Below are 21,571 nucleotides of genomic sequence, written 5' to 3' on the forward strand. Positions count from 1 at the left end.
ATAGTAGTTTATGCCTTAATTGGCCAAATATTATTTTACAGATCTACCATAATACTATTCCTTTTTTAAATGCCTTTATGACAAGAAAGCCTCTACTGTTGACCATCCTGGGCTGCTTAAGCAGCGTTTCTCCTCTGTTCGCACAAGACTCTGGAGGCCTGGATAAGAAAATTAATGATGTAGTACAACCCGCCACTGACTTTGTAAGTAGTATTGTTTTTTATCCTATTCAATTAGGAGATACGGAGGCTACTAACATGCCGTTGGTGATTATCTTCCTGCTTCTGTCGGCTATCCTGTTCACCGTCTATTTTAAGTTCATTAATGTTCGGGGGCTACGTACTTCCATCGAGACCGTGCAGGGCAAGTACAGTGACCCAACTAATGCTGGTGAAGTATCACATTTCCAGGCACTGACAGCCGCGGTATCGGGCACCGTAGGCCTGGGTAATATTGCGGGGGTGGCCATTGCCATATCGCTGGGTGGTCCGGGAGCTACTTTCTGGATGATTCTGGCTGGTTTTCTGGGTATGTCCTCTAAGTTTGTCGAATGTACGCTGGGGGTAAAGTTTCGTGAGATAGGGCCAGATGGTAAAGTATACGGTGGACCTATGTACTACCTGACCAAGGGACTCAAAGAGCGGGGGCAGGAGAAGCTGGGTAAAGTACTGGCTGTGTTTTTTGCTATTATGTGCGTAGGTGGTTCTTTTGGGGGAGGCAACATGTTCCAGGCTAATCAGGCCGCCAGCCAGTTTCTGAACATGGTCGGCAGTACATCCAGCTCGGCGGGTACTGTGTTCGGGGTTGTAATGGCTGCTATGGTTGCACTGGTGATTATTGGCGGAATCAAGCGCATTGGCTCCATCACTGAGAAGATAGTACCTTTTATGTGTGGTATTTATATCCTGGCAGGGCTGGTGGTGATAGCCGTTAATATATCTAACCTACCCGAAACGCTAACTATGATATTTACCCAAGCTTTTAGTCCGGTAGCTGTATCGGGTGGTCTGGTAGGCGTACTGGTACAAGGTTTTCGGAGGGCAGCTTTTTCCAACGAAGCAGGGGTCGGTTCTGCGGCTATTGCCCACTCGGCCGTTAAGACTGACTACGCCGCCAGTGAGGGGCTGGTAGCCCTGCTGGAGCCTTTTATCGATACCGTTATCATTTGTACGATGACGGCTGTGGTCGTTGTTATCACCGGCGATTACGATAATGCAGGCAATATGGGTGGAGTAGAAATGACTTCGGAGTCATTTGCTACGGTAATTCCCTGGTTTCCGTACGTGTTGACTTTTACGGTAATACTATTCGCTTTCTCTACTATGATCTCCTGGTCATACTATGGGCTGCAGGCCTGGCTGTTCCTCTTTGGAAAGAACCGTTTCAATGATATTCTCTACAAGGTTATCTTCTGCCTGTTCGTAGTCGTTGGTGCGGCAGCCAGCTTAAGTGCCGTAACTGATTTCTCAGATGCTATGATCTTTGCTATGTCAGTTCCTAACCTAATAGGCTTGTTCTTCCTGCTGCCGGTTGTAAGGTCCGAAGTAACCAGATATATGGCCTTTATTAAAGGAGGTACCTGGAAAAAGTAGCCTGTTACTTTTTTGACTTTCGGGGACGAGGCATCTCGTCTATACCCAGGGTGGTCAGGTGTGGGTTGATGATTCGCTTTGTAATGGTGAGTTGAAAGTACCTGACTCCCTCGGCGCTGAAGGTCTGGGCATAGAGGTTGCGTAGCTTCAGGTCACGATATACGGAGGAGTAACTAACCTGTACCGGCCAGCCCTGTGCTCCCAGTACTATGCGTATGGTATCCACTGCCCGCTTAAGATTAGAGAAGTACGTATAGGTAGGTTCAGTTGAGTTGAAAGGGTTCGTCAGGATCATCGTCTCGACTTTTACTTCATAGATAGGTTGCTGACGCGCGGCCATAGTACATCAGTGATTTGAACTATTTATTGAAATTATAGGCCATTTCCGTAAATGCCTCTTTGTCTGATAAGTTATATATTTATTTTGGAAAACTACGTCACTATTTTTCTCAGGCGCAACTTTTTGTGCAGGTGCCGCGTTTTATAGATGTTACGATTCAACAAGGAGATCCGGCCCTTATACAGAGGAGCCGGATCTTTTGCTTTTGCCCCTATTATAAAGTACGCTCTACTACCTTTCCGTGCTGCAAGCTGAGGGTCTTTGTTACGCAGCCAGGAATCTCATGCGGGTAGTGCGATACATAGATCAGTGTCCGTTCCGGACTGCCTGCTACGGCATCTACAACCGCTTTAAACTTCTCGACAGCGGCTATGTCAAGCCCCTGACAGGGCTCATCCAGGATGAGCAGGGGAGGATTCTTGACAAGAGCTCGAGCCAGCAGCGTAAGCCGTTGTTCTCCTTTGGATAGTTTGCTGAATGAACGGTTTAGCAAGTCTTCCACGCCCAGTAGCTGGGCCGTGCGGTGTACCTGCTCAGTTTGTTCGGGAACTAATTGACGAAAATAAACGCCCGTTGCATCAAAAAATCCTGATGCGATAGTTTTGAAAACAGGTGTATCCGTGGGAAAATACAGATGGAGTTCCGGTGATACATGACCAATCTGCTGCTTAATATCCCAGATCGATTTGCCTTTGCCCCCGCGCTTCTGATCAAATAGGTCATAATCGTTAGCAAAGCGTTGCGGATGATCGGCGGTCAGAATACTTAGTAGAGTAGACTTGCCCGATCCATTAGGGCCACTGAGCGCCCATTTCTCCCCTTTCTTTACATCCCAGTTTACCCCATCCAGTACCGCTTGCCTGTCGTATACTACGCGTATGTTGCGGAGGCTGAAAGCATAGTCAAAGTCAGTAAAGCCCGGAGGTCCAAAGGCCGCTATCGGTTCCTGGGTAGGAGTAGCCACTGGGTCAGTTGCTGGGAGCTCTGTTCGGCTGGAAAGCCACTCAGATAAAGGAAGAGCTTTACTAACAGTCCCATTATCTAGTTCCAGTACGTGAGTAATATAGTCTGGGAGTTCAGAGGGAGGGGTAGCCAGTACAATAGTAACACCATCTGCTGATAGTTGAGACAAGGCTTCCCTGAGTACCTGACGCGAATGAACATCCAGTCCGACAAAAGGGTGGTCAAGCAGGAGAATATCCGGGTGTTTGAGCAGAGAGCGGGCCAGTAGCATGCGGCGGGTTTCGCCGTTGGAAAGGGTAATGAACGGATGGTCCAGGAGGGAAGTCAGATGCAGTAGCTGCGTAACCTGCTCAAAGCGCGCAGCGTCAATGTCTACCTCGGGCAAGTTTACTGACTGTTCATTTACAGTACCTATGGGTTTAAGTCGGCCCGTTAGTACTTCACGTACAGTGGGTGCCACCTCCGCCTCGTACGCCTGAAAGCGCTGCTGGTAGTACTGAGCCGCTGCCCGTACGATACGATTGAATGAATAATCGTTGGCTACAAACTCGATAGTCCCCTGTCGTCGTAGGGTGCCCCGGGCGGTGGCCCAGCGGCCAGCCAGGGTTTCGAGTAAGGTGGTTTTGCCGGAGCCATTGCTACCTACTACAGCCCACTGCTCGCCCGGCTTCACCTGCCACCGCAGGTCGTGTAGTACCGGCGAATCATACTTCCTGACCGAAACATCAGTAAGAGAAAAGATTTCCATCAGCTATCAAAAGTAAAAAATGAGGCCGCACTCTGATCAGAGGCGGCCTCACTGGTTAAATCATTACTGGTCGTATATGCTTAGCGGTACATGACCGAATTTACAGCATCAATGGTACGCTTTACGTTGGGAAGAACTTCTTCGATCAGCGTAGGAGCGTATGGTAGGGGTACATCCCGGTTGGTAACTCTAATGACCGGTGCATCCATAAAGTCAAACGCATAGCGCTGAATCCAGTAGGCAAGCTCAGACGAGATAGACGCCAGCGGCCACGCTTCTTCTACGATTACGCAACGGTTGGTCTTCTTGATTGACTGGATAACTGTTTCGTAGTCAATAGGACGAACCGTACGAAGGTCAACTACTTCGGCTTCGATACCCTGCTTGGCTAGTTCCTGAACCGCCGGCATTACTACGCGGGGTACCATTTTACCAAACGAAATGATGGTTACATCTTTTCCGGACTTCTTAATATCTGCTTTACCAATGGGGATCAGGTACTCCTCATCAGGGATAGCCATTTTATCACCGTACATCAGCTCTGACTCCATAAAAATAACCGGATCATCGTCGCGGATAGATGACTTTAGGAGACCTTTGGCATCGTATGGGTTAGATGGAACAACCACTTTCAGACCAGGAGTATTGGCGTACCAGTTCTCAAAGTTCTGAGAGTGCTGTGCACCCAGCTGGCCCGCGTTACCGGTAGGTCCTCTGAATACCATAGGTACTGAATATTGACCTGCCGACATAGAAAGCATCTTCGCGGCACTATTGATGATCTGATCAATGGCTACCAGCGAGAAGTTGAATGTCATGAACTCTACAATGGGGCGAAGACCGTTGGCGGCGGCTCCTACACCAATACCAGCAAAGCCAAGCTCGGCGATGGGGGTATCAATCACGCGCTCCGGCCCAAACTCATCAAGCATACCCTGGCTGGCTTTATAAGCACCATTATATTCGGCTACTTCTTCACCCAGCAGGAATACCCGCTCATCGCGGCGCATTTCTTCTGACATGGCGTCCCGAATGGCGTCTCTGAATGCTATTTCTTTCATCAGAATTGGTTTCTGTGTAATGATTACGTAAAAAACAGGGTAAAATTAGAGAAACACGACCAATTCTCAAATTGTAATTGGTGCATAATCAATGAAAGACAGGGAGCAGCGGTCAGGAAGCAACAAAAAAACAGCGGCTGTACAGGAGTACTGTACAAATTTCCGGGAGATCCGGCTGATTTTTAATTGAGATTAAGACCAAAGGCTAAGCCAAACCAGGGCTTGTTTTCGTAGATCCAGTGCTGACGGTTGCGGTCCAGGAGGTTGTCCCAGCCCAGGGCTAAGCCGATCGTAACATTGTCAACGCCAAGAATACCCGAAAAGCCATTGGACCAGATGAAGCCATCGTATTCAAGGGTGATGGCATCGTTGGTTACAGTAGGGTTCATGGCGGTACCTCCCAGGCCCGTAAAGGCCCCAAACGAAAACCCATAGTGGGTAGTATGGCGAAGAAAGTGCCTGATGGGGCTATCGTGGTACTTAAGGTGGTAGATGTCGTTACGGTAGCCAAAGTAGACGGCTCCGTTCAGGTTGGTGTTGAACTGGCGCGGGACGCCATGTACCGGTGGACGGTACTTAAAAGGAATAGTCAGAAAGTCAACGTCAAAGCTGTGGTTGCGCAGGTACAGGTTAGTAGGTGGGTTTTCGGATCTTTGGCGGGGAAAGGCTTGTTTGCTCTGCCGGACTGTATCAACCTGATAAGTATTTTCTGCTTTTCTTAGGGGATAGACATATACTACCTCCTCCTCATTATCTACATATACGCGCTCACGTGACTGGGTCATGTAATAACCATTAGCCAATTGGTACTTGGATGTTTCGCGGTAGGTGCCACAACCCAGCAGCCCTGTCAGACTAAAAGCGAGTAGTAATCCGAGAGCTGTTTTCATGACCGGATCCTTACAGGATGTTGAGACGGTTCATGAGTTCATTTTTGTTGGCTCGGCTGATGGGGATTACCTTATCAGCAATGACCAGCGTATTTTCTTCTATATCAATGATCCGGCTCAGATTGACGATAAAGGTGCGGTGTACCCGCATAAACCGACGCGGGTCCAGCTTCTCTTCCAGGTTTTTCATGGTAGTATGTACTATATGGGTCTGGGAAGCCATACGGATCTTTACATAGTCGCCGGTGTTCTCTATGTACAGAATATCATCAAATGATAGCCGGACAAACCGGCCGTCGGTACGTACATAGATGTCGTTGGTGGCAGGTGCCGAGGTAGGTGAAGTCTTCGAAGCCTCAATGATTTTATCTACAGCCTGATTGAACCGGGGTAAAGTAATGGGTTTCTTGAGGTAATCCGCTACCTGGTATTGAAAGGCGTCAAAGGCATATTCGGTCTTGGAAGTAGTCAGGACTACCTGTGGAGTATACGGGAGCATATCCAGAAGCTGCAGGCCGGTTAGCTCGGGCATCTCCACGTCCAGGAAGAGTAAATCAATAGTTTGGGCTTCTAAAATAGCCAAAGCCTCCTGAGCACTGGCACATACGTCAGTGATGTGCAGTTCAGGTCGCTTTGAACACAGGCGTTCCAGCGACTGACGAGCCATTGACTCGTCGTCTACAATCAAACAATTAATTTTCATCCTGAAGACTTTTTAGATGAGTATGGGCTACCTGAACAGCTGGCAAAACCTGAGCCAATTTATTATGAATTATGTCAATAATTGCAGTAGCGTCCTCTAAATTCTGCGAATCTTCCAGCTTTTCAAATAAGTGCTCCAGTTGAGTGACTCCTACCATACTGAAGGTAGGCTTGATTTTATGGCATATTTGGCGGAAATCAGGCCAGTTCTGCTGCTCCGCGACCTGCTTCAGTCCATTAACCTGGGGGATAATCTCCGTCAGGAAGAGATCAAACATCATTGTTGCATAATCAACATCATCAGCATATAACTCTTGCAATATATTCTTATCAAGGGCAGCAGGAAACTGTATTGTAGTCATGTTACGGAGCTTTTCGGGAGCAAAGTACAAAAATGATTTATGAAAGAACAACGCCCCTGATACGATATCTTTTGTACAGGCAAAATTGGCAGCATTATTGCTTCAATACAGTTGCATAGTAAGAATCATGAGAGATGGCCTGATAAAAATGATAGGATTGAGGCAGGAGATAGTAGTAAAAAAGAATATTTAGGGAGGGGAGTGACAGAGAGATTACCAGCAATGTGCATTAAATCTCAAATAGCTGCTCCATACTAGGAATACTAGTCCGGTGTATTTGTTGCTCCACACCACTCCTAAGACAACAGCGTATTCATAATATGCCAACTTAGTTAATGACAACTATGGCTCTTGGCTTGCGTCATGTTTTTCATGCTCTACTGATACTGGTGCTTGTACTGGCACTAGCAGTAGTAATTGCTAAGGGGCAACTGCTGGCAGTTGTAGCCTTGCTGGCCTTACCGATTGCCGTAGGCTATACCGTATGTGTATTCAGGCAGCCTGTGGTAGGGCTATATTCCGTACTGGTTGTTTCTTTCATTGCGATAGGCCTTACCCGCTATGTACCGGCACCGATAGGGCTTGCGGTAGATGCTCTGCTCATTCTGACACTGCTGGCTGAGTTCTTTCACCGCTTCGAAACCCGTCAGTGGCCTTCATTACGCCGTAATCCCGTATTAGTGGCGATCTCTGTATGGGCCCTCTACTGTCTGCTACAGATAGCTAATCCCGAAGCCCGTAGTATGGCCGCTTGGTTTTATGCTATGCGTGGAGTAGCCCTGTACCTGATCCTGACGGTGTGGCTGGTGATGGAGCTGATGAACGATGAAAAGCATTTTGAGAGGTTCATTATGATTTGGTTTGGGTGGTCCTGCGTGGCTGCCCTGTATGGTATAAAGCAGTTCCTTTTTGGAGTAGATGCTGCGGAGCAGGCCTGGCTTAACGCCGGCAACGCCTCCACTCACGTACTCCATGGGCGGCTGCGGGTCTTCTCTTTTTATTCGGATGCGGGACAGTATGGAGCGGCGATGGCACACGCGGGTCTGGCAGGCCTGATTATGGCGTTAGGCAGCTTCTCCCCCAGAAAGCGTCTGTTCTACCTGGCAACGTGCCTGTTGTGCTTTTATGGAATGCTGATTTCCGGTACCAGAGGAGCCTTATTCGTGCCTTTGACGGGCTTTACCGCCTATTTGTTCCTGGCGCGCAACTTCAAACTCCTGGTTGTAGGAGGCCTGGCCGGCGCTTTAGTATTCGGGATGCTAAAGTTTACCTATATAGGTCAGGATAATTATCAGATACAGCGCATGCGGAGCGCTCTTGATCCAAACGATCCGTCGCTGCTGGTCAGGCTCGAAAATCAAAAGAAACTGAGTACCTATCTGGCCTCTCGCCCCTTGGGAGGAGGAATAGGCTCTGCCGGGTACTGGGGGTTGCGGTTCAGCCCCAATACGCTGCTGGCTCAGACGCCTACTGATAGCTGGTATGTGAAGATCTGGGCGGAGACGGGTATCGTCGGTCTGGTACTGCACCTGGCAATGCTGCTATTTTTCCTGGGCTACTTCTTTCTCAGGATCTGGAATATGCCCCATGCCCCCATACGTCAGCAGCTTATGGCGCTATACGCGGGAGTTACAGGTATTACCGCAGCCAGCTATGGTAATCAGGTACTGGGGCAGATCCCGACGGGTACCGTGATGTATATGAGTATCGCTTTCCTGTATTTATTAACGAGACGCCGTACTGATACCCAAAAAAATACGCAGGGACAGCCCCTGCTCTTACAGCATTTTAAGCATTGAAAAGACTAAAGCTATTATCTACTATACTTTATGAATCCCCCAAAAAGCCTATTGATCATAGATGATGAACCAAGTACCAGTAAAGTACTAGAGCATTTTCTGCGGAAAGATTTTCAGGTTGTTACCAAAAGCGATGGGATGGAGGGAATGGCCTGGCTAGAAGAAGGCTATAAAGTAGACATGATCATCGCCGACCTGAATATGCCCAACCTGAACGGAAAGGAATTTGTCAGGGTGGTTAGGGCTAGTAATCTGTACAACGATATTCCTATCATTATTCTGTCAGGAACAGATGATAGTAGTGAACGGATTCAGTGTCTCAATTTGGGGGCTGATGATTTTATGCTCAAACCATTCAACCCAATGGAAGTGGTGGCGAAAGTCAACGCCATTTTAAGACGTATCAATCGCTATTCATACTAATGCTCATGGAGACAAGTACTGCCCTTTCAGCATCCAAAGCAGAAATTACTGTTATGCCTGCTTTATTAAGAGTAGTGTACCTTAATAAAGATTACGAGCAAAGCATAAAGTTTATTGAACGCTTCGGTGACAAGCTGCAGATCGAGTACTTTGACAATATGCAGGAGGCTCTGAAGATGCTCGAAGACCATTACCCGGCCGATGCGGTGATTGCCAGCCTGGATGCCGGTGGAAAACCCCTGCTGGAAGCCATCCATAACAGTCCCTGGCTGCGGAAAATACCTACTATTTTGACCGTCACGAAAATTACACCTCATGTGATCGAGGAAGCCAGGAGGATGAAGGTGGACGATGTATTTCCGAGCAATTTTGACCGGGGCGACCTGATGATCCGCCTTCATTACTTTGTGAAGCGGCAGCACTATGCCGCCATGAAAGCTTCGGAAAAAGTATCCGTACTGCACGTGCAAACGCCCCTGTGGAAGCGGGTACTGGATGTCACAGTAACTGGTACGGCTCTGCTGGCCCTTTTACCCTTGCTATTGCTCGTTGCTATCCTTATCAAGCTGGATTCAAGGGGGCCGGTTGTGTATAAGTCAAAGCGGGTAGGAGCCGGCTACAAGATATTCGAACTGTACAAGTTCCGGACCATGCGTACCGATGCGGATCAGCTCATCAAGAAGATGGCTTCGCTGAATATGTACAACAAGGAGGATCAAAAAGCCGCCCGAAACGGAGTAACACTCTGTGATCAATGTATAGGGAGCGGTACCTGTAGTAATCTGCTGTTTCTGGACGGAGAGCAGGTATGTGAAAAACAGTACCATCAGGAGAAGGAAGCCAAGGTTGCCTTCATGAAATTTCAGAATGACCCGCGTATTACCCGTATTGGTCGGTTTTTGCGTAATACCAGTCTGGATGAACTGCCTCAGTTGTACAACATCTTTCGTGGTGATATGTCGCTGGTCGGCAACCGGCCACTGCCACTTTACGAAGCCGAAAAGCTTACCACTGATGAGCACATCCTCCGGTTTGCGGGACCGGCAGGGCTTACCGGGCTCTGGCAGGTAACCAAGCGGGGCAAGGGCCAACAGGAGATGTCCGAAGAAGAGCGTATCAAGCTGGACATTACCTATGTACAGAACTTCTCCTTCTGGATGGATATGAATATCATCCTTAAGACTGTCCCGGCCTTACTTCAATCCGAAAATGTATGAGAGGGATCAGGGGTATTATTGTATGGGCGGTAGTGCTGGTAGGAAGCCTGACCGGCACTACCGCCTGGGCCCAGACTGCCGCCGATGAGTCTGCCGGACAGTTGATCACGCTACCTCCTCTCAAGAAAGTAGTAGATATGGCCATTCTGCATTCGCCTGCCGTACGTATGCAGGATGCCAGCATGAACAAAAGCCTGTATAATATAGAGAATAAAAAGCGTCAGTGGATGGATGCGATGGGAGTAGATCTGCAGCTGGGGTTAGGAAATCAGGCTCTGATCATGCTGCAGCCTACGGGTACCATTGATGCGTATCGCAACTTCAACAACGGGTATAGGGCGGCTTTCAACGTACGTGTATCAGCTTTTGACTTATTGGGACGTAAAAGCGAAGTCAGGATGGCGGAATACGAAAGTAAGGAAGCCATGGAAAAAAAGGAGGTAACGGAGCAGGAGGTCGAGTTGGCAGTTATCACCAGGTACTACGCCGTACAGACCGCACAAAACCTGCTTAGGATCAAGAGTGAAGCCAAACAGACTACTCAGCTAAACCGCCAGATGGCAGAGAAGGAATTCGGAGAAGGCGGCATCGCGATTGCTGAGCTTTCACGTGTCATAGAAATATCATCCAAAGCAGCGGCCGAATATGAAGTGGCCAAGCAGTATTTATATGAAAATATAAAAGCCTTGGAAGCCCTGACTGGGCAGAGGCTATACTAATATATCATGTCTTTACTTAGGTTCTTACGACTTATTCTGGATCACAAGTGGCTGTTGGTACTATTTCCGGCATCTCTGGCGATAGCGGTATTCTTTATGACCCGCCATACAAAGCGAGAGTTTGCTGCCAATACTCTAATCTATACTGGTCTGGCGTCAGGGTATACTCTTGAGTCCGGAGATGAACAGCGTATCGACTACCTAACCGTTAATAATGCCTTTGATAACCTTATCAACACCATCAAGGCACGCACCAACCTAGAAGAGGTAGGCATCAGGCTACTGGCTACCCACCTGATGATGAGATCGCCGGACCGGGGTATCGCCAACGATGAAACCATTAGCCATCTTTACGAGGTACTTCCCGGGCGAGTCATAAAAGAGGTAGTAGACTACAACTCACTGGATAAGACAGTGGAGAATATCTACCGTTACTCCCTGATCCCTAAAAATGTCATTGCCGAAGAGCTGCTCAACAAGAAAGATGGACCTTACAGTGTACGCGGAATAGCGTCTAACCTGATTGTGGCACGTGAGGGAACAAGTGACATGGTGAAGATCACCTACATCGCGAATGATCCTGCCGTAGTAAAGCGGACGCTGGAACTGATTACATCGGTTTTCATGCGCAGGTACCGCGACATGAAAGTAAGCGAAACCAGTAACGTAGTCACCTACTTTGAGGAACAACTTCGAAAAGCTACCGAAAAGCTGGTCGGCTCGGAAGATAAGCTGAAAGAATACGCCAGCCAGAATAACATCATTAACTATGATGAACAAACCCGTAATGTATCGACTAAGGAGCATGAGATAGACTCAGAAATACAGAAGGTAAGTACGGAGCTGCAGGCTTCAAAGGCGGCTCTCAAACACCTGGAGGATAAGCTGAGTATCCGGCAGGATATTGCCCTTAGAAATCAGGCCATGAATTCGATTCGGGATACGCTGGCGGTTCTGAACTCACGATTGGCCATGCTGGAGATGCAGCCCGAAAGCAGCCAGGCTGATGCTCAGAAGCTCAGGGCTCAGATCGCACAGTATGAGCAGCGGGCTCGTACCAGTATCACAGACCTGTATGATGTCAGTAACACCAAAGACGGGGTACCGGGCAAGCTGATGTTTGGTGACTGGATCGATGCCTTTGTGAGTGTGGATAAAAATGAAGCACGACTGCTGGTGCTGAGCGATATCAAGCGTAACCACGGGCAGCATTATAAGGCGCTGGCGCCGGTGGGATCGGGATTGAGCCGCCTGGAGAGAGAAATTAATGTAGCCGAAAAGGAATACCTCGAAATCCTCCACGGCCTGAACGTAAGTAAGCTTAGGGAACAAAACCTGCTGCTGTCTATTAATCTGAAAGTTATAGATCCTCCTAAGTTTCCGGCACAGCCCGAGCCATCCAAGCGTTTGATACTGGTTATGGCCTCGTTCCTGGTTGGATTTATGTTGGTAATCAGCTATATTGTCGGGAAAGAATACTTTGACTGGTCTCTGAAAAGACCTACCCGTGCCGAGAAGTTGATAGGGATTCCGTTTGTAGGAGGTATGCCTTTGGTAGATCATTCTAAAAATTATATTCATTACGGCACCATTGAAGAACGTACACTCAATCAGTGCGTATCGAGGATCAGGCGCATGGCTATGGTTACGAAGCAGCATCCGGTGTGGATATTGGTCTTCAGTGTTAAAGAAGGAACGGGTAAGAGTCACTTTGCGCGAAAGCTGCAAAGAAAGTTGATGCAGGAAGGCAGCCCGGCACTTTGGCTGAATCCGGATAGACATTCTAATAGTGTAGCAGGAGAGTACGCGTACAAATGGGGGCCTGATCTGGGTGATCTGGATGCGTTGAAGAGCAACGTACCCACAACAGACTGGGAGCAGGTAGAGTTTGTACTTGTTGAGCTGCCAGCTCTGCTTAATTCACCCTTGCTGACGCGATGGGTGCAGCAGGCTGGTTTTTCATTACTGGTTGCCGATGCTACTGCCGTATGGGATACTTCGGACCAATACGCGCTACAAAACTATCTGGATACATCATCTGCGCCGGTAGGTCTATTGCTCAACCAGGTCAAACACGATCAAATGGATGAGTTGATTGGCGATATACCCCGCGATCGTTCTTCTATTCGGCAGTGGCTGAAGAATCTGCTGATCCCAAGGTCAGTGATTCATCATAACTCTGAAAAAATTAGTAGCGTTCAATTACATGTAAGTACTTCTGGTATGTTATCACCACACGAATCTCAAGATCCTAATTCAACAAATTCAGAGCAGACAAATCCTGACGATACGGCTGATATTTCGCAGAGGAGACGTAACCGGCGTCGTAAACAGGCACAAAAGAGCTGGCTGCTTAGAGGAGCCATGTTTATAGGTATTATTGTAGGTGTAGCATTGATATGGTGGATGATTTCACCTAATGCCAAGGGACAAAGCTTCTGGCTGTATTGGTTTGCTAATTCCTCACAAACGACCCAAGAGACTACTGGAAGTGTTCCTTCAATAGATGACTCTCTTTCGCTCAGTGGGCTGGCTCCAGCGGATAATGCTCCGCTACCGGTAGAGCCTGATTCCGCTACGATAACTCAGGATGGGTGGGAGACTGTACTTGCACCCGCACCCGTTGAAAGTAAACCTATGGAGGTAAAACCGGAGAATCCAGTGGTTAGTAAAGTAACTCCAGAGAGTCCGGCGGTTAGTGAGGTAACACCCAAAACAACGCCGAAAGAAGCTCCTAAGGTAATACCCAAAGCAGCCCCCAAAGTAGAGGAAGTCGTGGCCGAAACGGCTCCGGCAGCCAATACCAGGACCGTATACTATGTGCAGGCGGGTAGTTTCAAAAGTCGCAGTAATGCCGTTTATCGTCAGCGGGACCTTAAGGGAGGTGGATACCGTGCCCAAATTCATGATCCCCAGCAGGCGGGAGGAAATTATACAGTAACTGCAGGTCCTTATCAAAATTTTAAGGTAGCTCAGGACGAGGCTGAATCAATTGGCTTCATTCTTGAGATAAAAACTTCTGTAATCAAAAAACAGGAGTAGTACCTATGGCCGCCTATGACATTGTTTGTGTAGCGTTCCCTGCCTGGGAGGGCAACTATGTCAAGAGTACCGTCAAATTAATGGAGGAGCTGGCGAAGCGGCACCGCATATTGTATGTCGATTACCAGTATACCTGGAAAGATACCCTCATGGGCCTGTTGAAATCAACTCCGGTACCCGTGTCCCGGATGCTGGGGGTGTCCAGCCGGCTTAGGGAAATACAGGTAGGAGATGCCACGGTTCACGTTCTGACGCCTCCACCGGTACTGCCGGTTAATTTCCTGAAAAGCACAAAGCTCTACGATACGATACAGAGGTTGAATGCAGGGATAGTACAGCGAGCTATCAGAAAGGCTTACAGTACATTGAATGTCACAAATCCGGTGGTGATCAATGCTTTTAATCCGGCTATGGGAGTACCTCTCACTGGTAAATTGAACGAGCGGTCTCTGATCTACTACTGCTACGATGAAATCAGTGCCTGCGCCTGGGCCAAAGACCATGGGGCCAGATCAGAGGTACAGTTTTCGGAGCTGGTAGATGCTATAGTTGTCTCGTCGGAAGGACTGTTAAAGACTAAACAGAGGTACGGCAAACCAGCTTTTATAGTCAATAATGGTGTGGACTTCAATGAATTTCAGAAGGGCTATATTCCCATTGCTGATAAACCTACTTCCAACGTACTAGGCTATGTAGGCAGCATTGACAGTCGACTGGATTATAATTTGCTGATTAAACTCGCTCAGAAGCTACAAGACCAGAAGCTGCTCATGGTCGGGCGTATCGTTTACGACAAGCCTCACGTAGAGTCAGCCATACAGGTACTAAGTACCCTGCCTAATGTGCTTTTTACCGGAGCAAAGGCTCCACGCGAGCTACCCCATATGCTGGCTCAGTTCAACATAGGATTGATACCCTTTGTAAAGAATGAGCAGACTGAAGCCATATACCCGATGAAGATTAACGAGTATCTGGCCGCCGGTTTGCCTGTAGTAAGTACCGATTTTGCTCCGCTCACGGCATTTAAAGAGGTAGTGGCTGTCACTGCCACCGGGGAAGATTTCATAGCGGCCGTTCAGGAAGCACTGCAGAATAAGTCCGAAAAGGATGAGCAGAAACGTATAGAGCTGGCCCGGCAGCACTCGTGGCAGGAGCGTGCGAATGAGCTGGAAGCTATCATTGACAAAGTAGTCCACACACAAATAGGGAGACAGAAGCCCGCTCTTAGCTCAGCAGGGCAACTGTAATAGACCGCCATTAAGATACCAACCCTTAACTCTATTTCTATTCTTGGCATTACAACGTCTGCTCCGTAATCCCCGCCTGCTTTCTCTGGTCGGAGTGGGGGTCAGTGCGGCCTCTGGCTTTCTGGGGGTGATGGTACTGGCCCGCACCCTTACACCGGGTGAGTTAGGAATCTGGATCCTGTACCTGGCTGTATGGACATTCCTGGATATGCTCAGGTCAGGGCTTGTGCACACGGCCCTGGTACGCTTCTACGCCGCCTCTCAGGACAGCCGGTATACCGGCGCGGCCTGGGCTATCAGTGGTGCTTTTACCATACTGGTGAGTACATTATTGGGGGGAGCTGGTATAGTAGGACTAGAGCTTTCGGATGAATGGCGCCTGGTACTACCACAGCTACCCTGGCTGTTGCTGGCTACCTGGCCTTACAGTGTGGCACTCTGGCAGCGACAGGCCGAAAACCGTTTTGATCATATACTCCGGCTGCGGCTGGGCTTTACGCTACCTTTCCTGGTATTTATCTCATTGGGCTTCTGGCAGAAATGGTCGCTCGAAAGTATCGCCTGGGTGCAGACCGTACTGTATGTACTAGTTTCCATGGTTGCCGTTGCAGCCGGATGGACGCACTGGCAGTCACTAAGAACTTTCGGAAAGCAGCAGGTACGTGAGCTATGGAGCTTTGGACGGTACACCATCGGTACGTTGCTCTGTACTAATCTCCTCAAGAGCTCCGATACCTTCCTGCTGGGCTACTATCTGTCTTCGGCCGTGGTGGCGGCCTATAATCTTCCCTACAAGCTGATCGAGATTGTCGAGATACCGTTGCGTAGCGTCATGGCTACCTTATTGCCGCAGCTTTCGCAACTGCAGTACGGTGATAAACAGAGTATGACGAAAGCCAAAGCGCTATTCTTCAAAGAACTCAAGCTACTGACGCTGGTATTGGTGCCGGTCAGCATGGTGTGCTTTATTATGGCTGAGCCGATGGTGGTACTGATAGGAGGAGAAGCCTATCGAGATTCTGCTGTTTTACTGCAGGTATTTGCGGTGTACAGCCTTTTTCTGCCTGCCGACCGGCTCATAGGCGTTACGCTGGATAGCCTGGGACGGCCCCGCTTTAATACCATCAAGGTGGTACTGATGGCGGTATTCAACATTATTGGAGATATAGTAGTCCTGCACTTTTGGGCTGATCCGATACTTGTGGCTGTCGTAACCATTGGTACTGTGGTGCTGGGAGTCGTGTTTGGTGGAGTGGTACTAAGAAATGTTTTTAATAGTGAAGTGTCCGTGACAGAAGCCGAAAGCAGAGTGCTGTCGGCTACCTCGTAGTTACATTGCCCGTTACGTTTATATGCACCCTCTGGTATCTATCATTACTGTCAACTACGATCAGCCGCAGGTCACGGCGGAGCTGCTCCGTAGCCTGCGCCAAATTACCTACCCCAACGTGGAGGTATGGGTGGTGGACAACGCCAGCCCCCGGCAGGGCGTGGATGAGCTGATACCTCTTTTTCCGGAGGTACGCTTTCTTAAAAGTACTACGAATCTGGGTTTTGCGGGAGGGAATAACCTGGCCGTACATCAGGCTAGGGGTAAGTACCTGCTCTTTCTGAACAACGACACTGAGGTACCCCCAGGGTTTCTGGAACCGCTGGTTGAGCGGATGGAAGCTGACCCGCGTATAGGGATGGTCAGCCCTAAGATCAAGTACTACTACGAGGACAACCTGATCCAGTATGCCGGCAGTACCGAAATCAACCCACTGACAGGGCGGGGGCATTTTATAGGGCACCGTCAAAAGGATGACGGAAGCTTCTCCAGGAGCGGCCAGACTGCCTATATACACGGAGCGGCTATGCTGGTTTCGCGGGCGGTTATAGAGAAGACCGGCCTCATGGACGATACCTACTTCCTGTACTATGAGGAGCTGGACTGGTGCGCCCGGGCTCGTCGCGATGGCTTTGGTGTGTGGTACGTAGCCGAGTCAGAGATCTTACATAAAGAGTCAGTTTCGACGGGGAAGCAGAGTGCGCTGAAGGTATACTACCAGACCCGAAACCGGATCTTATTCATCCGGCGCAACTCCCGTAGCTGGCAGCGGCTGGCCGGACTGGCCTTTTTTTCCTGCATTGCTACTCCCAAAAATACCCTTACCTACCTGCTCAAAAAGCGCTGGGACTACCTCCTGGCTTTCTGGCGCGGCATTACCTGGAACTTAACCCACTAATATATTTTATTGATTAAGATGGAAATCCTGACTCTATTTCTTTATGTACTCCTGAGCATAACTGCCGTGGCAGCTATCTATCAGTTTGTATTCGCGGTAGCCGGTTTGTTCCGTAAGCCGGCCTCTTACCACCCGGCGGCTACCCAGCGACTACGACGGATGGCCGTCTTTCTGCCAGCCTACCGTGAAGACGCGGTTATTCTGGACTCTGCCGTGAGGGCGCTGGATCAGTGCTACTCCAAGGGGCTATTTGATGTAGTAGTCATAGCCGACTCACTGAAGCCGGAGACCGTAGCAACATTGCGGAAACTGCCTATCAAGCTAGTAGAGGTGGTATTTGAGGTATCTACCAAATCCAAGGCCCTCAATGCGGCCATGCAACAGTTGGGCGATGAGTATGAAGTGGCGGTGATACTGGATGCTGACAATATCATAGCCCCCGACTTTCTGAGCCGTATCAACCAGGCAATGGAGCGCGGCTGGCTGGTGGTGCAGGGGCATCGTACGGCCAAGAATACCAATACAAGTACCGCCGTACTGGACGCTATCAGCGAAGAGATCAATAACCATATCCTGCGCAAGGGACACCGGGTACTGGGGCTTTCATCGGCCCTGATCGGCTCGGGTATGGCCTTCGACTATAAACTGTTTAAAGAGGTGATGGGGCAGATCCATACCCTCGGCGGATTTGACAAAGAGCTGGAGATGCGACTACTGAGGCAGCGGGTACGGATCGAGTACCTGGACGATGCCATTTGCTACGACGAGAAAGTGCAGAATCCGGCGGTTTTTGAGAAGCAGCGTACTCGCTGGATCGCTGCCCAGTTTAAGTACGTGCGCCTCAACTTCGTGCCGGGTGTACAGCACCTGCTGCGTGGTAACATCGACTACTTTGATAAAGTATTTCAGAATATGCTTCCCCCGCGCATCATGCTGTTGGGAATGGTGGTACTGGCTACCTGCTTTACCTGGCCCATCTGGGGGGCTAGTACCGTGACCTGGTTTGCAACCATTCAGCTGGTGATGGTGGCTGCTACCTTCTATATTTCCACACCGTCGGAGCTACGGCAAAAACTCGGCTGGCGTGAGTTCTCACAGGTACCAGCCTTGTTCTTACGATTTGTGAGAGCGATTCTGAAAATGGGAGAAGCGCAGAAGAAGTTCCTTCATACGCCCCACGGGACCGAGTAACGCTACTCGGCCCGTCGTACTTTTTCCCAGATACCCGAAGTGGTACCCTGTCGGTAGCGCATGTACCCTAGAATGGCGCACCAGTTCATAAATGAGAAGTAGTAGGGGACAAATAAGAGCTTTACCCGGATTTTACGGCTTTCGAGCGCGTTACCAACCAGCGCAGCGGCATAAAAGCATACCTGCGCTACTAACAGTAGTTGGTAGGTGGAAGCAGGTATGAGCCCTCCCTCTGGCAGCAGAGCCAGCGGAATATTCAGGAGAAGAATCAGGGGGAGGCAGAATGGCGCTACTGCCCAGCGCATGGCCCGATGCGATACGTACTGGAACGTAAGCCAGCCATGGCGGAATATATTGAGCAGATGCGTGAGTCGACTGATGGCCTGAAAACCTCCCGCGGCGATACGTACTTTGCGCTTCTGTTCGTCGGAGATGGAAAACGAAGGTCGCTCGATGGCATAGGCTTCGGGTTCGTAGATGACACGGTAGCCGTCTCCCGCTATACGTAGAGATATTACAAAGTCATCCAGCAGGGTATCCTTCTCCACGTGCCCATACAGGCTGGTACGTACTGCGAACAGTTCCCCCGCCGCACCTACTACGCTGTACAGCTCCGTATCCAGCTTTTTGAGGAACGACTCATACTTCCAATACAAGCCTTCGCCGGCACCGGCAGCCGCCTCGCTACTCAGTACTTCAATGCGTTTTTCACCGGCTACGGCTCCTACCTGCGGGTCTTTGAAGTGCCGCACCAGGTTACGGATCGCCTGTGGGTTAAGTGTAGTGTTGGCATCGGTGAAGATAACCAGCGGGGTAGTGACCTGCGGCATAGCCATGTTCATAGCTTCAATCTTGCCCCGGCGCTCGTTCCCCCCCAGTACCCTCAGATTAGCATATTCCTGTTGTTGAGCTTCCAGTAGCTCGGTAGTGCCGTCGGTAGAGCCCTCCGTAACAAAGAGGAGTCGTAGGCGGTCAGTCGGGTAGTCCAGGGCCAGGGAGTTCTGGAGTTTGGCTTCGATATAGGCTCGTTCGTTATAGGCCGGTACTACCAGGGTTACCTCCGGGAGGTAGTCCGGATCGTTCATTTGGGGTTGACTGATGCCAAGGGCTTTCCGGATCTTTACCAGCAGCCACACCACTATACCATAGCCAATATACGTGTAGCCGACCAGACCAATGCCCAGCCAGAAGAGGGTTTCAAGAAAGAGTTTCATGCGTGAGGTTCTAACTTTTTGATTACCTTGGCGGGAACACCACCCACCATTGTATAAGGGGGTACATCTTTGGTTACGACGGCACCGGCCGCTACTACGGCTCCTTCACCGATCCGGACACCTTTGAGTACCATGCAGCGCGTAGCCAGCCACACGTTATCTTCCAGTATGATGGCTTCGGGAGTAGGTTCTTCATCCCGGTTAACCGTACCATGGAAGTCATTGTCCATTAATATGACCTGATTCGCGATCTGGCAGTTGCGGCCAATCTGGATCAGGTGCCGGGCTGAAAGGATGGTACCGGTATTGATAAAAGTACCTTCTCCGACAATGATCCTGGCGTTCCGGCCAGCCGAGATCTGGGTAGTACCTATGTGTGACCATATCTTGACGCCATTCTGGATAATGATTTCGCCTTTACCCTCGACACGAGGAAAACCTCGCACGGTGACGTACTTGCCTACCTGGGTGCAGTTTCGTAATGAGAAGCGGGCGTTCAGAAGCCGGGTGACACCACTGCTAAGGCGCTTAACGAAGGCAGCAGGTACCCAGTCATCGGGGTTTTCGAGGCGAACGCGATAGAGTTCCAGACGTAAACGTTCAATCATGAGGAGGTCGTATTTGTTCGTAGATGTTCAGCATTGAGCGGGCGGTTTGCTCCCAGGTAAACAAGGCCGGGCGTTTCAGCCCTTCACCTATCATTTTCTGTCGGAGGGGCAGGTCCAGCAGGGCTTTTTTCATCGCCGCCGTTATGTCATCCGCATTGGTGGGATCAACCAGTATGGCAGCGTCGCCCGCTACTTCGGGCATAGAGGTCACGTTGGAGGTAACTACGGGTACTCCGCAGGTCATGGCTTCCAGGATAGGCAGGCCAAAACCTTCATTCAGGGAGGGGTATAGAAATACCTCGCTCTGATGGTACACCGCAGCGATATCCTGCTCCGAGATGTAGCCCGTTAGTACCAGGTGGGATAGCAGGTCTTTTCTGCCTATGGTATTCAGAATAGCCTCTACCACCGCGGAGGAAGTATCGGCGATGACCAGCTTCACATCCGAAATAGAATCGCTCAATTGGGCAAAAGCCTTGAGTACGGTAGGCATGTTCTTCTTAGGGTCAGTGTTACCCAGGAAGAAGAAAAACCGGTCCGGAAGTTTGAACCGCTCTTTTACCCGTAGCTGCTCATCCATGTTAGGGGGAGTCGAAAACCGGTTACTGACCCCGTTATATACTACCTCTACGGCTTGGGTGGGTAGTTGTAAGGTTTTTATGATCCGCTCTTTCTCGTAGTGCGACACCGTGACTACCTTCTGGCACTTCTTTACGACCTGCGGTACCAGCCAGCGACGGTACATATTGCCGAAGCGCTGGTAGGCCGTTTGGGTATTAGGACCCTGGATCTTATCCATAAAGATAAGGTCGTGCAGGGTCAGGATCAGGGGGACGCGCGGCCACAGGGGCGCTGTATTAGCCGTACAGTGCAGTACATCTATCCGGTGACGTTGGGCATACATAGGTAGCTGAACCTGCTCCCAGGTAGCATAGTTAGTCCCCGGAATGGTAACCACCTTGCAATTGGATGAATCGGTAAGACAGATATGCTCATCCGGTTTTACAAAAACAACGTATTCGTGAGGAGTATCCAGGCGTTGCAGGGCTTTGACAAGCTCCAACGCCACTATATCCATCCCGTGTTTATTGGGTCTGAACAGTCTCTGCGCTTCGATACCAATTTTCATTTATTGCTATGCGTGGGTTAGTTCGTAAGGTATACCTGGCACTTATAGCAAAAACCGGGCCTGCATAGCTACTCCGGAGAGAGTACTGCTAGAGGT

19 protein-coding genes are annotated in these 21,571 nt (G+C 49.7%); 10 read left to right on the forward strand and 9 right to left on the reverse strand.

Going from position 1 to position 21,571, the window contains the following annotated elements; genetic code table 11:
- Positions 1–77 precede the first annotated feature (77 nt).
- Positions 78–1,592: an alanine/glycine:cation symporter family protein gene (locus tag JUB14_RS01905; RefSeq protein ID WP_207504011.1), complete on the forward strand. Its 1,515-nt coding sequence runs from the start codon at positions 78–80 to the stop codon at positions 1,590–1,592.
- A 4-nt stretch (positions 1,593–1,596) separates the two neighbouring features.
- Here the strand turns inward: JUB14_RS01905 and JUB14_RS01910 are convergent, their stop codons facing one another.
- The 6 genes from JUB14_RS01910 to JUB14_RS01935 all read right to left on the reverse strand — a co-directional run bounded on the left by JUB14_RS01910 (position 1,597) and on the right by JUB14_RS01935 (position 6,658).
- Positions 1,597–1,932, reverse strand: coding sequence for a hypothetical protein (locus JUB14_RS01910; RefSeq protein ID WP_207504013.1), 336 nt, complete (start codon positions 1,930–1,932; stop codon positions 1,597–1,599).
- 214 nt (positions 1,933–2,146) lie between these two features.
- Positions 2,147–3,643, reverse strand: a complete 1,497-nt coding sequence (locus JUB14_RS01915; RefSeq protein WP_207504015.1) for an ATP-binding cassette domain-containing protein — start codon at positions 3,641–3,643, stop codon at positions 2,147–2,149.
- An 80-nt stretch (positions 3,644–3,723) separates the two neighbouring features.
- Positions 3,724–4,704, reverse strand: coding sequence for a pyruvate dehydrogenase complex E1 component subunit beta (locus JUB14_RS01920; RefSeq protein WP_207504017.1), 981 nt, complete (start codon positions 4,702–4,704; stop codon positions 3,724–3,726).
- A gap of 182 nt (positions 4,705–4,886) precedes the next feature.
- Complete coding sequence (locus JUB14_RS01925) at positions 4,887–5,594, reverse strand: hypothetical protein (RefSeq protein WP_207504019.1); 708 nt, start codon at positions 5,592–5,594, stop codon at positions 4,887–4,889.
- A gap of 10 nt (positions 5,595–5,604) precedes the next feature.
- Positions 5,605–6,297, reverse strand: coding sequence for a LytR/AlgR family response regulator transcription factor (locus tag JUB14_RS01930; RefSeq protein ID WP_207504021.1), 693 nt, complete (start codon positions 6,295–6,297; stop codon positions 5,605–5,607).
- Positions 6,287–6,658 carry an Hpt domain-containing protein gene (locus JUB14_RS01935; RefSeq protein ID WP_207504023.1) on the reverse strand — a complete coding sequence of 124 codons (372 nt, stop codon included), beginning with the start codon at positions 6,656–6,658 and terminating at the stop codon, positions 6,287–6,289. Before JUB14_RS01935 ends, JUB14_RS01930 begins: the two co-directional genes overlap by 11 nt.
- A gap of 344 nt (positions 6,659–7,002) precedes the next feature.
- Here JUB14_RS01935 and JUB14_RS01940 point away from each other — a divergent pair, with 344 nt between their 5' ends.
- Genes JUB14_RS01940 through JUB14_RS01980 form a run of 9 tightly spaced genes read left to right on the forward strand, consistent with a single transcriptional unit; the run spans position 7,003 to position 18,524 of the window.
- Positions 7,003–8,457 (forward strand): O-antigen ligase family protein, encoded by a 1,455-nt coding sequence (locus JUB14_RS01940; RefSeq protein ID WP_229367477.1) that lies wholly within the window; start codon positions 7,003–7,005, stop codon positions 8,455–8,457.
- A 30-nt stretch (positions 8,458–8,487) separates the two neighbouring features.
- A complete protein-coding gene (locus JUB14_RS01945) occupies positions 8,488–8,880 on the forward strand; it encodes a response regulator transcription factor (protein ID WP_207504027.1) in 393 nt (130 codons plus the stop codon).
- Between the two features lie 5 nt (positions 8,881–8,885).
- Positions 8,886–10,097 (forward strand): sugar transferase, encoded by a 1,212-nt coding sequence (locus tag JUB14_RS01950; RefSeq protein ID WP_207504029.1) that lies wholly within the window; start codon positions 8,886–8,888, stop codon positions 10,095–10,097.
- A complete protein-coding gene (locus JUB14_RS01955) occupies positions 10,094–10,816 on the forward strand; it encodes a TolC family protein (RefSeq protein WP_207504031.1) in 723 nt (240 codons plus the stop codon). The genes JUB14_RS01950 and JUB14_RS01955 overlap by 4 nt, the downstream gene beginning before the upstream one ends.
- A 6-nt stretch (positions 10,817–10,822) precedes the next feature.
- Positions 10,823–13,858, forward strand: a complete 3,036-nt coding sequence (locus JUB14_RS01960) for an SPOR domain-containing protein (RefSeq protein WP_207504033.1) — start codon at positions 10,823–10,825, stop codon at positions 13,856–13,858.
- A 5-nt stretch (positions 13,859–13,863) separates the two neighbouring features.
- A complete protein-coding gene (locus JUB14_RS01965) occupies positions 13,864–15,105 on the forward strand; it encodes a glycosyltransferase (protein WP_207504036.1) in 1,242 nt (413 codons plus the stop codon).
- 43 nt (positions 15,106–15,148) lie between these two features.
- On the forward strand, positions 15,149–16,435 hold the full coding sequence (locus JUB14_RS01970) for an oligosaccharide flippase family protein (protein WP_207504038.1): 1,287 nt from the start codon (positions 15,149–15,151) through the stop codon (positions 16,433–16,435).
- 22 nt (positions 16,436–16,457) lie between these two features.
- A complete protein-coding gene (locus tag JUB14_RS01975; protein WP_207504040.1) occupies positions 16,458–17,333 on the forward strand; it encodes a glycosyltransferase family 2 protein in 876 nt (291 codons plus the stop codon).
- Between the two features lie 18 nt (positions 17,334–17,351).
- Positions 17,352–18,524, forward strand: coding sequence for a glycosyltransferase family 2 protein (locus JUB14_RS01980; RefSeq protein ID WP_207504042.1), 1,173 nt, complete (start codon positions 17,352–17,354; stop codon positions 18,522–18,524).
- 2 nt (positions 18,525–18,526) lie between these two features.
- Here JUB14_RS01980 and JUB14_RS01985 read toward each other — a convergent pair whose 3' ends face one another.
- The 3 genes from JUB14_RS01985 to JUB14_RS01995 all read right to left on the reverse strand — a co-directional run bounded on the left by JUB14_RS01985 (position 18,527) and on the right by JUB14_RS01995 (position 21,475).
- Complete coding sequence (locus JUB14_RS01985; RefSeq protein WP_207504044.1) at positions 18,527–19,738, reverse strand: glycosyltransferase family 2 protein; 1,212 nt, start codon at positions 19,736–19,738, stop codon at positions 18,527–18,529.
- Positions 19,735–20,238, reverse strand: a complete 504-nt coding sequence (locus JUB14_RS01990; RefSeq protein ID WP_445515041.1) for an acyltransferase — start codon at positions 20,236–20,238, stop codon at positions 19,735–19,737. The genes JUB14_RS01985 and JUB14_RS01990 overlap by 4 nt, the downstream gene beginning before the upstream one ends.
- A gap of 100 nt (positions 20,239–20,338) precedes the next feature.
- A complete protein-coding gene (locus tag JUB14_RS01995; RefSeq protein WP_207504048.1) occupies positions 20,339–21,475 on the reverse strand; it encodes a glycosyltransferase family 4 protein in 1,137 nt (378 codons plus the stop codon).
- Positions 21,476–21,571: the final 96 nt, after the last annotated feature.

The sequence above is a fragment of the Telluribacter humicola genome (assembly GCF_017355935.1).
Lineage (GTDB): Bacteria > Bacteroidota > Bacteroidia > Cytophagales > Spirosomataceae > Telluribacter > Telluribacter humicola.